We start from the raw sequence: 16634 nt of genomic DNA, 5'->3' as shown, positions 1-16634 counted from the left end.
TATGCTACGGGCCGTAAAATAGGCAAACAAACGATGGATTTAGCAGACAACTGATTAGCGGAGCTTATCGATATGCTTAAACACTGGCCGCCGCTCAGCTCCCTGCGCGGCTTTGAAGCAGCCGCCCGGCTGGGCAGTTTTCACAAGGCGGCGGAAGAGTTGAGCCTCACGCAATCGGCGATCAGTCAGCAGATCCGCAACCTTGAGGCGTACCTGGAGCAGCCGCTGTTTTTTCGCAGCGGACGCAGCGTGGCGCTGACCGATGCCGGCCACGATTTGCTCAGCACCACGCAAGCGATGCTGCAGCAACTGGCCGTGGGCATTCGTCGTTTGGGCCAGTATCAGAAGCCCAATCAACTGGTGCTCAACACCACACCAGCGTTTGCCCGGCATTGGTTGCTGCCGCGACTGGCGGACTTTCGCCAGCAACACCCCGAGGTTGATCTGTGGATCTACAGCACCGATGAAGTGCCGGACATGGCCACGCAGACCATCGATTTGGCGGTGCGCGACGACATCAGTTCACAGGCCGAATGCAGCTTCAAAGTGCTGCTCGCCGATCGCCTCTACCCGGCCTGTCATCCGCGTGTTATCGCGCTACCGGCGGCACAGCGCACAACGTTGCATGGCGAGCGGGAAATGGACTGGAGTCACTGGGCGGTCGAGGCCGGAATCGATGTCGGCCAGCAGGATCAGGGGCTGAATTTCTCCGATCCGGGGTTGCTGCTCGACGCCGCGTGTTCGGGGCTCGGCATTGCCTTGGTGAGCCAGCTGCTCAGCCGTCAGGCACGCGCTGATGGTCTGTTGCAGCCCTTGGTCGAAGGCACCATTCGCGGGCCGAACTGGGCGTTGCTGACCCATCGCGACAGTGAACAGGAGCCGATGGCGCGCAGCTTCAGCGAGTGGCTGATCAATAACCTCAGCGATCAATAACCGGCGCATGCAGCGCCATCACCTCGACCACCCAGTCGATGAACACGCGCAGCTTGAGGCTGACATGGCGGTTCGGCGGATACGCGACGTACAGCGGCATCGGCTCCAGCTGCCAGTCGGCGAACAGCGGCAGCAATTCGCCCCGCGCCTCGTGCTCGCCGGACATGTACTTGGGCAACCACAGCACGCCCATGCCGGCCAGCCCCGCCGCGAGATAGGCATTGCCGTCGTCGACCGCCAACACGTGGCGGCCCTTGATGTGCAGGTTTTCGCTGGCCTTGTGCAAGGCGTAAGGTAACGGTTTGCCGGTGCGCGCCCAGAGAAAACCGACCACGCGATGATGGGAATCTTCCAGTTCGCGCGGATGCTCTGGCGTGCCTGATCGAGCCAGATAAGCCGGCGCGGCGAACACACCCAACGGCAGATCGGCGACCTTGCGCGCCCTCAACGACTGATCGAGTAATTCGCCGCCACGCACCACGCAATCGACGTTTTCATCGATGATGTCGACGATGCGGTCACTGACGCCCATGTCGATCTGGATATCCGGGTAGCGTGCGTGAAACTCGGGCAGCGCGGGGATCAGGATCAAGCGCGCCAACGGGCTCGGCACGTCCACGCGCAATCGGCCTCTGGGCAATGCCGCCGCGCCGGGCAGGCTGGTTTCGGCATCATCGAGGTCGGCCAGCAGCTTGATCACCCGCTCGTAATAAGCGGCGCCATCGGCGGTGACATTGACCTTGCGCGTGGTGCGGTTGAGCAACTTCACCCGCAACCGCGCCTCCAGTTGCTGCACCAGTTGAGTGACGGTGGTCTTGCTCATGTGCAGGGTTTCGGCAGCCTTGGTGAAACTCCCCGCCTCGACTACCCGGGCAAACGCCTGCATTGCGTCAAATCGATCCAAGGTGCGCGCCTCGATTGTTCGGGATTCACAAACAGTGAACGCCAAGCTTGCGCGTTTATCGCCCGCCTGCAAATACCTAAAGTGGCTTCATCAACTCACTGATGGAGACACTCCCCATGACTCAGCGCGATGTGGTTTTCCCGCCCGCCCGGCGCACACTTTATGAGCGCAATCGCTACTCGCCAGCGATTCGCTCCAACGGTTTTCTGTTTGTCTCCGGCCAGGTCGGCAGCACCGAGGACGGCACACCAGAGCCCGATCTTCAGGATCAGGTGCGGCAAGCTTTTAATAACCTCAATGCAATTCTTGATGAGGCCGGTTGCAGCTTCGACGATGTGGTCGATGTCACCGTGTTCATCGTAGATCCGCAGTCGAAGTTCGAGACGATCTGGAATGTCGTGCTGACGGAGTTCTGGGGCGATGCGCCGCATCCGACCGTGACCGCGGTTGGCGTGACCTGGCTGTATGGTTTTGATTTCGAGATCAAGGTGATTGCCAGGCTGCCCGACGCGGCCTGATCGTCAGGTGGATTTGCAACGCAGGCCGGCGGTCTTCAGACTGTCGGCCCTTCAATCTGTCCCGACACCCGTCATGTCTGATTCATTGCTCAAACCCGCCCTGCCCGGCATCGCCCTGCGTCGCTGGCGTTTGTTGCATCGCGTCAAACAAAGCCACGCGGCCCAGCTGTTCAACGTCACCCAATCGACGATTTCCCGCTGGGAGAGTGGCGTGCAGTCGATGGAGCCGGCGGCGCATTTACAGCTTGAGCAACTGCTCGCCGCTCGTCTCGACACCGCCGCCGACCAAGCCCTCGCCCGGCTGGTGTGCGATAGCGCGCGACCGGTGCATCTGGTCTGCGACCTGACCCACCGTTTGCTCGCTTGCTCCCCGGCCCGTGCCGCGCAATTTGCCAGCCCGTTGAGCCAATTGCTCGGGCAATCACTGTGGCGTTTCGTCACTGCAGAAATCGCCAGCAACGAACAGGCGCTCGACACGCTGGGCTGGCGCGAACTTCAGGCACCGCCGGCGCTGGAATTCATCACCGGCAGCAACGACTCCGACCTCGTGCCGATCCGTCAAAGCCTGTGCCGCTGGACGCGTATCCCCTTGTCTGACGGCACTGCTGCGCGGCTGGTCGAGACGCTCTGAACGCATATTTTATGCGTGGACGCTCAACCGCATCGGCTCTAGGCTTGCTGCTCGGTTCCACCACCGGGCAAATTTATGGACCTCGAAAAAATCAGCGGACGCCTTGAATTCCTGCGTGAAGCAGAAAAGCTCAAGGACGTTCTCCGAAGCGCACACACTTCAAGCGGCCGCACCGAAAGCACCGCCGAACACAGTTGGCGCCTGTGCCTGATGGCGATTGTCTTCGCCGATGAACTGGCCGGGCTCGACCTGCTAAAAGTGCTGAAGATGTGCGTGATTCACGACTTGGGCGAAGCGATCAACGGTGACATCCCCGCAGTCAACCAGGCAGCCTTTCCCGACAAGAGCGAACACGAGCGCAACGACCTCCTGCTGCTCACCCGCGCGCTCGATGACGTTCTGAGAAACGAAATTCTCGCGTTGTGGGACGACTACGAACACGCCCAGTCAGCCGAGGCCAAAGCGGTCAAGGCGCTGGACAAGCTGGAGACCCTGCTGCAACACACTCAGGGCCAGAACCCGGCGGATTTCGACTACCGCTTCAATCTGACCTACGGGCAAAAACACACCAGCGCCGAACCGATCTTCGCCGCGCTGCGAGCGCTTATCGACCACGACACCCGGGAAAAAATCAGCATGAACCTGACTGTTCGCAACGAACACAGCGACGACCTCGACACCATCACCCAACTCACCGAGGCCGCATTCCGTAACGAAGAGCACTCCAGCCATACCGAGCAGTTCATCGTCACTGCACTGCGCAACGCAGGCCAACTGAGCGTGTCGCTGGTCGCCGTGGACGACGGCAAGATCATCGGCCACGTGGCGATTTCACCGGTGACGATTTCCTCTGGCGCTACCGGTTGGTACGGCCTTGGCCCGATTTCGGTCTGGCCTGAGCGTCAGCACCAGGGCATCGGTTCGGCATTGATGAAAGCTGCACTGGCGCAACTGCAAAGCCTGGACGGCGTCGGTTGTGTGGTATTGGGCAATCCCGACTATTACGGGCGCTTCGGCTTCAAGCATCAGCCTGAACTGACGTTGCCAGGCGTTCCGCAGGAATACTTCCAGGCGCTGTCATTCGGGGCTGACTTTCCGAGGGGCGAAGTCAAATATCACGCTGCGTTTGAAGCGACCGAATAACCTTTAGCCCGCGCTGAGCGCTGGTAAATATCCGAACACACCCATTCGTTTGCCATTTCAGAGGTCGTCTGTTTGCATGCTCACCCACATCAGTCAGCAGATCAGGGAGAGGATCGATGAACATTTTGGTGGTGGGTGCCAGTAAAGGATTGGGCAGGGCTTTGATTGAAGGCTTGGGCAACGCGGGAGACACGTTGATCGGTGTTTCCCGCACACGCCCCGAGGGTTTGCTCAGCGATGCCGGGCGTCAGGTGCGCTGGGTGGAAGCCAACCTGATGGACCCGGTCAAAGCCGCGCACGATATCGCGCAGGCCGTTGCCGACGACGGGCTGGATACGCTGATTTACAACCTGGGGATCTGGGAGGAGTTTGCCTTCGATCCGGCGTATGAGTTTCTCGAAACCGCAGACGACGAACTGCAAGCCATCATCGGTTGCAACATCACTTCAACGATCCTGTTGATCAAACGCCTGCTCCCGCTTCTGCTGAAAAGCCCTCAACCTAGAATCATCCTCACAGGCTCAACCTCTGGGTTGCCGCAAAGCGGTCGCCCGGAAGTCGCCTTCGGCGCCTCGAAATTCGCCCTGCGCGGCATCGCTGATTCATTGCGCGAAGGCTACCGGCAACAGCGTCTGGCGGTGACTTGCCTCAATCTTGGGTATCTGAACACCGAAGACGCGCTGAGCACCCCACGAGACCTGGCGCAGCAGCGTGGCGAGGGGCAGCTGATTCCCGTGCACGATGTCGTCGAGGCGGTGCGCATGATCCTCAGCTTGTCGTCGGCCAGTTACGTAAAAGAACTCACCCTGCCGGCGATCCTCGATGAACGTTTTTGACGGCGCCAGCCCCATGGCGCTGGCCTTTGCGCGTGTGAGTACGTATAACCTCGCCGATTCGTCTACCCTCACGTAGCGCCCTTTTTCAGCTGTTCACCCCTTTTGATGCCTATGAAACGGAGATTTCCATGTTCAAGCGAACCCTGGCACTGACCGCCGGCCTGGCCCTGTCCTTTTCTGCGCTGGTGACTCACGCCGCCGACGTTCTGCGCGTCAGCGCGATTCCCGATGAAGCCCCGACCGAATTGCTGCGCAAGTTCGAGCCGCTGGGTGCCTATCTGGAACAGCAATTGGGCATGAAGGTGCAGTTCGTGCCCGTAGCCGATTACCCGGCCGTGGTTGAAGCGCTGGCCACCGACCGTCTGGACATGGCCTGGCTGGGCGGTTTCACCTTTGTTCAGGCGCGTCTGAAGACTGATGCCACCACTCCGGTGATCCCGCTGGTACAGCGTGAACAGGATGCGCAGTTCACCAGTAAATTCATCACCGCTGACCCGAACGTGAAAAGCCTCGCTGACCTGAAAGGCAAGACCTTCGCCTTCGGTTCGGTGTCGTCGACCTCGGGCAGCCTGATGCCGCGTTATTTCATGCTGAAAAACGACGGCATCAAGCCGGAAGCGTATTTCAGCCGCGTCGCCTACTCCGGCGCGCACGATGCGACCGTGGCCTGGGTGCAGGCCGGCAAGGTCGACGCCGGCGTACTCAACGCCAGCGTCTGGCAAAAACTGGTGGATGCCGGCAAGGTCGACACCAACAAGGTGAAAGTCTTCGCCACCACGCCGACCTACTTCGATTACAACTGGACCGTGCGTGGCACCCTTGATCCGGCGCTCGCAGCGAAGATCAAAAAAGCCTTCCTTGACCTGGACCCGGCCAACCCTGAGCAGAAGAAGATTCTGGACTTGCAGGCCGCCAGCCGTTTCATCGACACCAAGCCTGAAAACTACAAGGGCATCGAGGAAGCCGCCCGCGCCGCCGAACTGCTGAAATGACCCTGAGCCTCAAACAGGGCAGCCTGCGCCACGCCAATGGCGTCGACGCCCTGCGCGGTGTCGACGTACAGATTGGCGCCGGCGAACAGGTCGCCATCATCGGCCCGTCCGGGGCTGGCAAATCGAGTCTGCTCAACCTGCTGGCCACCGCATTGCGGCCCAGCAGCGGCGAAATCGAAGTGCTCGGCGAACGCGCCTGGCACTTGTCCGCCCGCCTACGCCAACGCCTGCGTGCGCGCATCGGTCTGGTGCATCAGGCGCCGCCGCTGCCGCCACGTCAGCGCGTGGTCACGGCGGTGCTGGCCGGCAAGCTCGGTCAGTGGAGTCTGGGTAAAAGCCTGTTGAATCTGTTGCATCCATTGGACGTGGCAGGTGCGCGCGCGGCGTTGGCGCGACTGGATCTGGGCGACAAACTGTTCGCCCATTGCCAGCAACTGTCGGGTGGCCAGCTGCAACGCGTGGGCATTGCGCGGGTGTTGTATCAGGCGCCGGAAGTTCTGCTGGCGGACGAGCCGGTGTCGGCGATGGACCCGGTGATGGCCGGGCACACGCTGTCGATCCTTTCGCGCCACGCCCGTGAGCACAACGTCACACTGGTGGCGAGCCTGCACGCGGTGGACCTGGCGTTGTCGCACTTCCCGCGCATCATCGGCCTGCGCGATGGGCAGATCCTCTTCGACAGCCCTTCCGCGCAAGTCAGCCATGAGATGCTCGATGCGCTGTACGCCAACGAAAAACTGCAATCGCCGACCGCAGCACCTACGCCTTTGACTGTGCAGATTCCCCGATGCTGAAAGCCGATTCACGGGACCCGGCCGCGTGGCCAAGACTGATCCTCACGTTGCTGGCGATTGCCTTGCTGTGGCCGGGCATTCAGCTCAGCGAGTTGAACCTCGGCGTCCTGCTGCCGGACAGCCAAAATGAAATGGGCCGTTTTGTTGCGCAATTCTGGCCACCGGCGCACGACGAAGCGTTTCTGCAGATACTGCTCAAAGCCACTTTGCAAACCCTGGCCATCGCCACCGCTGGCATGGCATTGGCGCTGTTGCTGGCGATACCGGCGGGTCTGCTTGCCAGTCGCGCGCTGTCGCTGTCCGCCGCGTCAAGAGGTGGCGTGCCCAGTCGGTTGGGGCGCTTGTTGCGCTGGCCGGTTCGCGGCTTGCTGATCTTTTTGCGCAGCGTGCCGGAAATCGTCTGGGCGCTGTTGTTTGTGCGCGCCGTAGGGCTGGGACCGGCGGCCGGTGTGCTGGCCATTGCCATCACTTATAGCGGCATGCTCGGCAAGGTCTACGCGGAGATTTTCGAATCCACCGACCAACGTCCGGCCCACGCGTTGTTGCAGGCTGGCAGCGGTCGGCTGGCGGCGTTTGCTTACGGCACGTTGCCCAATGTCGCGGCGGAATTGCTGTCGTACACGGTTTATCGCTGGGAATGTGCGATCCGCGCTTCGGTGGTGATGGGCTTTGTCGGCGCAGGGGGATTGGGGCAGCAGATCGACCTGTCGATCCGCATGTTCGCCGGCGGTGAAGTCGCCAGTATCCTGCTGTCGTTCCTGATTCTGGTATTAGGCGCTGATCAGCTCAGCCGTTTGTTGCGCTGGAGGCTGACATGAATCGTCTGATCAACTTGCTGCTGATCGCCGCGATCGGTGCGGCGGTGATCGCTTCGTTCGCCTATCTGGGGCTGGACCTCGGTGAGCTCGGCAGCGCCACCAGCCTCAAGCAGATGGGCGCGTATGTGCAGCGTTTTCTCAGCCCGGACTTGAGCGCGGATTACCTCAAAGCAATCCTGCACGGTTCGATGGAAACCCTGGCCATGTCCGCCCTCGGCACATTGCTCGCGGCAGTGTTCGGCATCGTCCTTGCGCTGCTGGCTGCCGGGCGTTTTGGCTGGCCGCTGCAAAGTGCCTCGCGCCTGCTGCTCAATGCCTTGCGGGCGATCCCGGAACTGGTTTGGGCCGCGCTGATGGTGCTCGCCGCCGGCCTCGGCCCGAACGCCGGAACCCTCGCCCTCGCCTTGCACACCACCGGCGTGCTCGGCCGATTGTTCGCCGAAGCGCTGGAAAACACCCCGCCACAACCGGCCGAAGCGATTCGTTTGCAGGGCGGCAATCCGATTCTGGCTTTCTGCTACGGCACCCTGCCGAATCTCGCGCCGCAATTGCTCGCCTATATTTTGTACCGCTGGGAAAACAATATCCGCATGGCCAGCGTGCTTGGCTTTGTCGGCGCTGGCGGATTGGGGCAGATGCTCTATGTGAGCCTCAGCCTGTTTCAGGAAGCGCAAGCCAGCACGGTGATTCTGGCGATGCTGGTGCTGGTGTTTGTGGTCGACTGGTTGAGTGCGTGGAGCCGCCAACGCTGGGTCAAGGCTTAGGCCGGCTCACCCACTCAGTTCAGCGAAAGGTTGTGTTGCGTGACCGTGTCGACGTTGAGATGACTCAAGCGGCCCTGATCATCGAACAGCAAGTAATCGGCGCCGACACAACGTACCCGCACACCCTGCCGAGGCCATTGCAGCGTGGCAGATAGCCGGTTACTGCCCTTGGTGATGAAGTGCCAGCGCATGGCGTGCTCGTTGAGCGGGTAACCGACCATCATCCAGTGCTCATCCAACTGAACGTCCACCCGATCATCCAGATCATCCCGGGCGTCACAATCAGGCAAGGGATATTCGTTACGCTCCTGCGGACCTTCCAACACCAGTACGGCAGCTTCGCCGTCCTGATGCCGCACCCGCATAAACTTCACGGCCCCGGTGGCGCTGAGTACATAGCGGTCATCAAAACCCAGCGGAGGCACCGGAGAGCGGCTCGCCAGTCGCCGTTCAGGCAGTTGGTAATGCCACAACTCCACGCCCTTTTGCGGATCAGTCAGCCAGAGAAATTCTCGCGATGCGTCATCTTTCAGGCCGCTGATCTGACCAGGCAGGTCACTCACATGCCAAAGGGTTTCAAACCCGCGATCGACATCCACCACCCGCAGTTGTCGCCCGCGACCGAGGGTCCAGTTCGAGCCGTTGAATGAGCGGCCGAACACATCAAACACCTGTACGCCCAGATCCGTTGCAATGCGTGTGACCAGATCCAGCTTGCTGATGCGCCAGACCTCGTCGCGCCGGGCAACGACCAATGCCACCTGCCGCCCATGGGCCAGAACGATGTGTTGTGCTGGCATCGCGAATTGATACAGGGTCTTGCCGTGCGCATCCACCACCACTGCCCCAGCCTCCCCCAACGCGAGCAAGTAGCGCTGATCATCCAACAGCACCGCATCGAGGATCGCCCGACTGCCCATGCTCGGCGCAGTCCATTGCAGGGGCTCGCTGCCTTTGACTTGCGTGTAGGGCGCAGGTCGCGCAGGCAAATGCTGCGGCAGATCGGCCTGCAAGAGTTTGTCCTTGCTCATGCTGACCAGTGCCTGCAATTGCACCAATGACAGGCGCCCCCGTCCGTCCATCTGGTCGGCGATGATCGCGTGGACAGTAGCGCTCGCCAACCAGGCCAGCTCGCTGGCGTGCGCCTTGTGCTGCAACAGACTGTCGGCCAGCGCCGCACGCTCGACGAAGCGTTGCGGGTCATCGCGCAATTGTTCGACCTGATCGGCGTAAGCCAGCAAGGTGTCGGGTAGCAGAATCGCCCGTTTCACCAGCGCGCCAACGGCGAGGCTGCCGCCGGCTTTTTCAGCATTTAACAGCCATTGCGTGGCCTGCCCGCGCTCGGCCGTCAGCGGCCAGACGGCCTCGACGGCTTGCAGCCAGAGACCCTTGCGCGCCAATGATTCGGCCCACTCCAGGCGCAGACGCGCGGCGTGCTGCGGCCATTTATCCTGGAGCATCGTCACGGTGTCGGCAAACGCATCATCGCGCCGCGCTACCAGCAAGGCGCGCTGCCAGTTCCCGGCCAGGCACAACAACCGCACGATGGTCGCGGCGGGCATGTCCCAGGCCAGAGCGAGGTCAGCGGCCTGTTGCTGGCGCCCGTGTTTTTCCAGGCAGTCGAGCGCTTCCTGCTGCGCCTTGAGCAATTCGGCGAGGACAAACACCGCCTCTTCGATGCGGCCTGCACGCTCCAGCCGTTCGAAGGTCTGTCGGTAGATCTGGCGCAGATGCGCCTCGATGTCCTGTTCGAAGACCATTGAGCGCGCCAGGCCCTGGTGTTGGCTGATCGACAGATCCTGGCGTCGATGTGGCGTGCCGAACGACTGCTCACCGCTGTGCGGCCCACCACGCAACGGAATCGCATGGCGCAGCGCTTCTTCCAGATCACCGTTCTCGAACATCTCGAACATGCGCTGCATGTACGCGGCCTGGCGTCTGCCGTAAAGCGCAGACAGACGTGAATGTTGAGTCATGCGCGTCACCCAGCGCCGCCACAACGCTGGTGTGTGTTTCCCCGGTTGAGCACGCGCTGCGATGCCTGCGGGCGCTCGAGCACGCGTCTCGACGCCTGCGGGCGATCGGCTCGGCACGCTTTGCAGCGGGAGTGACGCCACGCGCCGCAACAGATGCCGCAGGCCCATCAGCAACAGGGTCAACGCCACCCCGCCGATCAGCGTGCCAAGCACCACGCCACTGATTTGCACGGACAGCGGCGTCTCTCGCGCAGGTGTCAAAGCATTCACAGCGCTGTGCTGGCCCTGCGTGCCCATCCAGAACACGGCCACCAGCAACACCAACGTCACACTGAGTTTCAACCACGGCAAGGGCCTGGTATCCGGCGGCGTCCAGCCAGCGCTCGCGGGTGACATCCCAGCATCGGGCGAGGCCGTCGACGCCTGCCGCTGACGCGCCAGCAGTGCCTGCAACGTCTTTTGCTGCTCGGGGCTGACCGGTTTCAGGTTTTTGCCGAGTATCTCGCGCACATCAGTGGTGACCTCCATCGGTTCGAGCACCGGTGGCGGCAGCGCCTGGCGACAGTCATAGGTGTCGAGCAACGTGAGGTGACTGACATCCAGCCACTCCTCCGGCGCCAACGCCACGGCATCGCGCAGATGCAAGGCACTGACCTGGCTGCCGCGTACCAGCCACAGATCGGCGCTCGGCAGGTCGCGTATTTCCCGCGGGTCGAACAACGCTGAACTCAGCGTGTGACCCTGACGAATCAACGGCCAGCCGCGCAAGGCTTCGCAGTGCACCGCCATGGGCTGACGTAGACGCAATAGGTCTCCGTCTGCAAAACGATAGGCACTGGCGCCGGTCTGCCAGTGTTCGAGGATCAACTGTGCGCGCTCGTCCGGCGCAAAGCGTTCAGCAGAAAACCACAGCCCTTCAATGTGCTGGTGACCGGTCAAGGCCGGGCGACGGATCAATCCTGCTGCTTGTTCAAGCATCGCTGCCGTCCCTGTTTCCCGCTTGTTCATTACAAAAGACCTGCAACCGCAGCAGGCGCTGGGGCACTGCGTACACCAGTAACTCGCGGCTGCTGGTCAGCGCCGCGACCACACCGCTCAACGGGCAGAAGCTGACCTTGGCAATCACATCGCTGGTGGTGAACAGGGTTTCCTGATCGGCACCGCGGTGCAGGACGATGGCCTGTTGATTAGGGCTGAGCATCAGCAGCGCAAAGCGCTCGTCGCCCTCATACAACAAACCGATGCCTTTCCAGCCCGGGGCCAGTTCAATGCGTTGTACCTCTAGCGGTGACTCCTTGAGCAACATCACGCGCCAGCTCTCACATTGGTTTTTCAGCGTGAGCAACGCGCAGCCGCCGCAACCGTGGTGCCAGTGGTAACTGGCGGCAAACAACACTTGGCTGATGCCATCGGCAATTCCCGCCAGATGAGCAGACGAAACCTGCCCCTGCGAATTGACCGAATGGGCATACAGCCGATTATCTTCACGGCGCACGTAACCCATCGCATCGCGACCCACCCTGGCCATGCCAATCACCCCCTCCGCCAGACGATGCGTCTGCCCGGTGCCCGGCGTGGCCGTGTCTTTCGCGTTTTTCACCACCCAAAACGCCAGATGCCCTTGGGTATCGAGCAGATACAAACGGCTGCAGCCATGTCCTTGCAGACCAATGGCCGGGAGAAAGTTGGCCGTGCCCGGCGGCAGCTTCAACTGTTCCAGGCTCGGTTTATCGACCGGTTTCAGACCGGGCATACTCCAGAACGTCAGCTGAAACTGATCGCTCAACACCGCGCCGATTGCGCGCCCGAAGAACAGCGCCGTCAGTGGTGTAGTCCCGACACGCCAGAGTTTGCAGCGCACTTCCAAGGGTTTTTTCTGATGCTTCGCCGGCAACTTGATAACGACCAGACCAGGCTCATCAAGCATCTTCAACGCGACATGGCTGCCGGCACTCGAAATCACCGGCTGCAACGTCAGCGAAACCCGCGGCACGCTGCCCTTGGCGGCCGGCGCGGCGTTGACGACTTCGCCGGCGAACTGGCCTTTAAGCAGTTGCACTGCCGGGCGTTCATCGGGCATCGGCAGCACGACTCGACGGGTGTGCGTCGACTGCAAATGCACCGACAGACTCTGGCCATCCAGGCTGCGCGCGATCTGCACCCGATGGCTGCACGTCTGGCGATCGGTGGCCGGCAAGCGTTGCCCGACCAGCCAGCACTCGCCGACCGGCATGGCCGCACTGCGCAGCCAGTCGCGCCAGGCTTGCCAGTGCTCGTCGCCGGCCGTGTGAAACGTGCGTGCGTTGAGCAGGTGTTTGAGCTGCGCCGCCGAATCGACGCCATGCAACTGCGGCGCCTGCTGCAAAATGCCCCAGCGCAGTTCGGCGCCCGCCTCTTTGGCGCGACGGGCCAGCAGGATCAGCAGCGCCAGATGCACCAGGCGTGGCGCGCCCAGCTGTAATGGCCCGGCGTCGAACAGCACGACCATCTGGCGACTGGCTTGCTGCGCGCGGTATTGCGGCGCAAGAAACAGATGTTCGCCGACCACCGCGCGGCGAAGAAACTCTTCGGGCACTTCATCGGCCAACAGCCATTCACTGCCCAGCAGCCGCTCATACGGCCCGCGCCGCTGCAAATCGCCCAGGCCATCCGGCTCAGGCACGCCGCCCTGCTGCAGACCGCGCAGCGGCCCCAGCACCGGGTTGAGCCGCCCGAGCAGATCGGCGAACAGCGGCAGTTGCTCCGGGGCAAACCATTGCAGCCATTCGCGCCACGGCTGCAGGGATTCAGGTAACTGCATCAGCGTCCCGCCCAAAAATCGTCAATGCGTTGCAAGTGCTCGGCCGTCACCGGCAATTGCCGGTCGAGGGGCACCACGGCGGGAGGGTCACGCCACAGCAACAGCGGCGCCCGCGAGAATTTCTTCGACAACGCCAGCGCCAGCAGGTCTGTCGGCACTTCGGGTTGCCAATGGGTCGGCAACCACAGCCCCGGCGCACGTTCGTCCATCGCCGCATAGGCGACGCCATCGACCCACGGCAGATCCGCCGCCGCACCGCTCACCAGCAACACATCGCGGTTGGCCGTGGCGTTCAGGCGCGACGCCTGTTCAGCGGGCATCGACAGCAATCGAGCATGCAGGCGCCGCGCGACTTCACCCCAGGCCACGGCAGCCTGCGGTTCGACCGGCACCGGGCGCGGGCGCCATTGATTGGCGTTGACGCTCATGCAGCCGTCGTCAGCAAACGTGCGAGCTGGCCGCGCACGTCCTGCAACGTTGCCGGAATGGTCAGGTCGTCGAAGTTGGCGTCAATCTCACGCAGCAGGCCTTCGAGCAAGGCGCTGGCCGGTGGTTCGCTGCGCGCCAGATAATCCTCGGCGGTTTCCACCAGGCGGCTGACCCGCGACATCGGTTGCAGGGTCGCCTCCTCCACCGCACTGAACAAATGCCGGTTGCTCGACTGCGTGAACATCTCGCGCAGCACTTCGCGGCCATGCTGCTGGGCTTCCTTGGTCGGCAGCACATACAGCAGCGGCCACAGATCGGCGGCGCTGGCGGCGAGACGGCCACCGAGCAACGCGGCGGCGGCGATCAGGCGCTGGGACTTGACGATGCGTCGGTCGGACAACTGAATGCCAGCTTCGCGCAACCGGCGGATGGCTTGGGCCAGCGCTGGGCGAACCACGCTCAGATCGACGCTTTTCAGGGCCTGGCCCAGGGTGTCCAGTTGGCTCAGGCCAAGCAACTGCTGAACCGGACGCTGCTCCGATTGCCAGCCGCCGGCGAGCATCGCTTCGAGCTGATTGTCCGGCACCGATTCAACAAACAGGTGCAGCAGGAAGCGATCACCAAACGCCGCCAGCGCTTCGTCGTCCGGCAAGCCATTGGAGGCGCCGACGCACACGCGCAGCGGACACTGAATCTGCGTGTGCCCACGACGGAAGCGCCGTTCGTTGAGCACGCCGAGCAAGGTATTGAGAATCGCCGTCGAGCCGAGGAACACTTCATCGAGGAAGACGATGTCGGCTTCTGGCAGCATGCCGCTGACGTCGGTTTCCACCGTGCCTTCACGAAGCTTTTTCAGGTCGACCGCACCGAACAGTTCCGACGGTTCGGTAAAACGCCCCAGCAGGTATTCGAAATAGCGCCCGCCCATGGACTGCGCAACGCGCCGCACGACCGCACTTTTTGCCGTGCCTGGCGGGCCGATGACCAGAATATGCTCCTGCGCCACAGCGGCCAGAACAATCAGTTCGGCCAACTGTTCGCGCCCCACCAGACCTTCGGTGGCGACTCGGACGGCCTGACGGATTTGCGCGGCAGCGCTCTGCAATGAAGCATTCATGGGCATCTTCCCTGAAAGGTGAATTCTGATTTAGGCGGGTCGGCAGTTATCGACCGCAAGCCGGTGATCTTTAATTGCCACTACGGGCAAGTACACGAGTGGATATCTGCCAGAAGCTGATTATGCTTCAGGAAACCTTGCAGCAATGCGAGGCCGCCAGACTGTGCAAGTTTCACGCGAGAGCAATTGCGGCATTAGCCCCAAGGCCAGAGTGCGATAAGCAGTATCGGGGGACTCCGGCCTTCAACAATAAGCATGACGGAGAACACCCATGGCTACAATCGACACAGCGTCCACCGGCAGTCCACCGCGCAGCGGCGGCATCACCAAGGAGGAGCGCAAGGTCATCTTCGCCTCGTCCCTCGGTACGGTTTTCGAGTGGTACGACTTTTACCTGTATGGCTCACTGGCGGCGATCATCGCCAAGCACTTCTTTGCCGGCGTCAACGAAACCACGGCGTTTATCTTTGCCCTGCTCGCCTTCGCCGCCGGGTTTGCGGTGCGGCCGTTCGGCGCGATTGTGTTCGGCCGGCTGGGCGACATGATCGGGCGCAAGCACACCTTCCTGATCACCATCGTCATCATGGGTGTCTCGACCGCGATTGTCGGCCTGTTGCCGGGCTACGCGACCATTGGCGTCGCCGCGCCAGTCATCCTGATCACCCTGCGCCTGCTGCAAGGCCTGGCGTTGGGCGGTGAGTACGGCGGCGCGGCAACCTACGTGGCCGAACACGCGCCACGCAATCGACGCGGCTTTTTCACCTCATGGATTCAAACCACTGCGACCCTGGGCCTGTTCCTCTCGCTGCTGGTGATTCTTGCCTGCCGCACGGCGCTGGGCACGGAAGCGTTTGAAGCGTGGGGCTGGCGCATTCCGTTCCTGCTGTCGATCCTGCTGCTGATCGTCTCGGTGTACATCCGCCTGCAACTGAGCGAGTCGCCGGTGTTCCAGAAAATGAAGGCCGAAGGCAAGGCATCCAAGGCGCCGCTGACTGAGTCCTTTGCGCGCTGGGACAACCTAAAAGTGGTGATCATGTCACTGCTTGGCGGCACTGCCGGGCAAGCGGTGGTCTGGTACACCGGGCAGTTCTATGCGCTGTTCTTTCTGTTGCAGACGCTGAAAATCGACCCGCAAACCGCCAATTTGCTGATCGCCGGTTCGTTGCTGATCGGTACGCCGTTTTTCGTGATTTTCGGCAGCCTCTCCGACCGCATCGGGCGCAAGCCGATCATCATGGTCGGCTGCATACTGGCGGCGCTGACGTACTTCCCGATCTTTCATGCGCTGACTCAGTACGGCAACCCAGACGTATTCATCGCTCAGGAAAAAAACCCGGTCAAAGTCATCGCCAACCCGGATCAGTGCTCGTTCCAGTTCGACCCGGTGGGCAAGGCCAAATTCACCAGTTCCTGTGACCTGGCGAAGACCCTGCTGGCGAAACGGGCGATCCCTTATGAGAACGTGATCGCCGAGCCGGGCACCGTTGCCCAGGTGCGCATTGGTGACAAAGTTGTCGAAAGTTTCGAGGGCAGCGCTTTGCCGGCAGCGGACTTCAAAACCCGCAACGACGCCTTCACTGCGACCCTCGGCAGCGCGCTCAAGGACGCCGGTTATCCCGAAAAAGCCGACCCGGCGAAAACCAACTATCCGATGGTGCTGTTCCTGCTGACGGTGCTGGTGATCTACGTGACCATGGTGTACGGCCCGATTGCCGCATGGCTGGTCGAACTGTTCCCGACTCGCATCCGTTACACCTCGATGTCGCTGCCGTATCACATCGGCAACGGCTGGTTTGGCGGCTTCCTGCCGACGGTGGCGTTCGCCATGGTCGCGGCCACCGGGGACATCTATTACGGCTTGTGGTACCCGATCGTGATCGCCGTGATGACCGCGATACTCGGCACGTTCTTCCTGCCGGAAACCAAAGACCGCGACATCCTCAAAGACTGACCCATCCCCTGTAGGAGCTGCCGCAGGC

The 16634-nt window shown here is 61.9% G+C and carries 15 protein-coding genes and 1 pseudogene; 11 read left to right on the top strand and 5 right to left on the bottom strand.

The features are described 5' to 3' along the window. Nucleotides 1-72 precede the first annotated feature (72 nt). The gene (locus ACZZ0B_RS09830) at nt 73-933 is read left to right on the top strand and encodes a LysR substrate-binding domain-containing protein (RefSeq protein WP_463545030.1); all 861 of its coding nucleotides are present in this window, start codon (nt 73-75) and stop codon (nt 931-933) included. Here the strand turns inward: ACZZ0B_RS09830 and ACZZ0B_RS09825 are convergent. Then, entirely contained in the window at nt 920-1837 is a 918-nt protein-coding gene (locus tag ACZZ0B_RS09825; RefSeq protein WP_008080674.1) for a LysR family transcriptional regulator, read from the bottom strand. The genes ACZZ0B_RS09830 and ACZZ0B_RS09825 overlap by 14 nt on opposite strands. 116 nt (nt 1838-1953) lie before the next feature. Here ACZZ0B_RS09825 and ACZZ0B_RS09820 point away from each other — a divergent pair, with 116 nt between their 5' ends. The 9 genes and pseudogenes from ACZZ0B_RS09820 (at nt 1954) to phnE (ending at nt 8333) form a co-directional block, all read left to right on the top strand. Further along, complete coding sequence (locus ACZZ0B_RS09820) at nt 1954-2355, top strand: RidA family protein (protein WP_463545029.1); 402 nt, start codon at nt 1954-1956, stop codon at nt 2353-2355. A gap of 73 nt (nt 2356-2428) precedes the next feature. Next, nucleotides 2429-2986 carry a helix-turn-helix domain-containing protein gene (locus ACZZ0B_RS09815; protein ID WP_158829763.1) on the top strand — a complete coding sequence of 186 codons (558 nt, stop codon included), beginning with the start codon at nt 2429-2431 and terminating at the stop codon, nt 2984-2986. A gap of 75 nt (nt 2987-3061) precedes the next feature. Next, nucleotides 3062-3622 (top strand): annotated as a pseudogene (locus ACZZ0B_RS09810) (HD domain-containing protein); the annotation flags it as partial. Further along, nucleotides 3623-4129, top strand: a complete 507-nt coding sequence (locus tag ACZZ0B_RS09805) for a GNAT family N-acetyltransferase (RefSeq protein WP_463546922.1) — start codon at nt 3623-3625, stop codon at nt 4127-4129. A gap of 116 nt (nt 4130-4245) precedes the next feature. Further along, nucleotides 4246-4965, top strand: coding sequence for an SDR family oxidoreductase (locus ACZZ0B_RS09800; protein WP_463545028.1), 720 nt, complete (start codon nt 4246-4248; stop codon nt 4963-4965). Between the two features lie 128 nt (nt 4966-5093). Further along, nucleotides 5094-5957, top strand: a complete 864-nt coding sequence (locus ACZZ0B_RS09795; RefSeq protein WP_008080671.1) for a putative selenate ABC transporter substrate-binding protein — start codon at nt 5094-5096, stop codon at nt 5955-5957. Next, a complete protein-coding gene (locus tag ACZZ0B_RS09790) occupies nt 5954-6751 on the top strand; it encodes a phosphonate ABC transporter ATP-binding protein (protein ID WP_158829757.1) in 798 nt (265 codons plus the stop codon). Before ACZZ0B_RS09795 ends, ACZZ0B_RS09790 begins: the two co-directional genes overlap by 4 nt. Beyond that, on the top strand, nt 6745-7569 hold the full coding sequence (locus ACZZ0B_RS09785; RefSeq protein ID WP_008080661.1) for a PhnE/PtxC family ABC transporter permease: 825 nt from the start codon (nt 6745-6747) through the stop codon (nt 7567-7569). Before ACZZ0B_RS09790 ends, ACZZ0B_RS09785 begins: the two co-directional genes overlap by 7 nt. Next, nucleotides 7566-8333 carry a phosphonate ABC transporter, permease protein PhnE gene (gene phnE, locus ACZZ0B_RS09780; RefSeq protein ID WP_463545027.1) on the top strand — a complete coding sequence of 256 codons (768 nt, stop codon included), beginning with the start codon at nt 7566-7568 and terminating at the stop codon, nt 8331-8333. Before ACZZ0B_RS09785 ends, phnE begins: the two co-directional genes overlap by 4 nt. A 14-nt stretch (nt 8334-8347) precedes the next feature. Here the strand turns inward: phnE and ACZZ0B_RS09775 are convergent, their stop codons facing one another. Genes ACZZ0B_RS09775 through ACZZ0B_RS09760 form a run of 4 tightly spaced genes read right to left on the bottom strand, consistent with a single transcriptional unit; the run spans nt 8348 to nt 14655 of the window. Continuing rightward, complete coding sequence (locus tag ACZZ0B_RS09775) at nt 8348-11287, bottom strand: bpX6 domain-containing protein (RefSeq protein WP_463545026.1); 2940 nt, start codon at nt 11285-11287, stop codon at nt 8348-8350. Continuing rightward, nucleotides 11280-13109 carry a hypothetical protein gene (locus ACZZ0B_RS09770; RefSeq protein WP_463545025.1) on the bottom strand — a complete coding sequence of 610 codons (1830 nt, stop codon included), beginning with the start codon at nt 13107-13109 and terminating at the stop codon, nt 11280-11282. Before ACZZ0B_RS09770 ends, ACZZ0B_RS09775 begins: the two co-directional genes overlap by 8 nt. Continuing rightward, nucleotides 13109-13537, bottom strand: a complete 429-nt coding sequence (locus tag ACZZ0B_RS09765; RefSeq protein ID WP_008080657.1) for a bpX5 domain-containing protein — start codon at nt 13535-13537, stop codon at nt 13109-13111. Before ACZZ0B_RS09765 ends, ACZZ0B_RS09770 begins: the two co-directional genes overlap by 1 nt. Beyond that, nucleotides 13534-14655 (bottom strand): AAA family ATPase, encoded by a 1122-nt coding sequence (locus ACZZ0B_RS09760; RefSeq protein WP_008080656.1) that lies wholly within the window; start codon nt 14653-14655, stop codon nt 13534-13536. The genes ACZZ0B_RS09765 and ACZZ0B_RS09760 overlap by 4 nt, the downstream gene beginning before the upstream one ends. Nucleotides 14656-14926: 271 nt before the next feature. Here ACZZ0B_RS09760 and ACZZ0B_RS09755 point away from each other — a divergent pair, with 271 nt between their 5' ends. Next, entirely contained in the window at nt 14927-16606 is a 1680-nt protein-coding gene (locus ACZZ0B_RS09755) for an MFS transporter (RefSeq protein WP_463545024.1), read from the top strand. Nucleotides 16607-16634 lie beyond the last annotated feature (28 nt).

The sequence above is a fragment of the Pseudomonas sp. AC247 genome (genome assembly GCF_979258015.1).
This window is presented reverse-complemented; position numbering and strand designations above follow the sequence as displayed.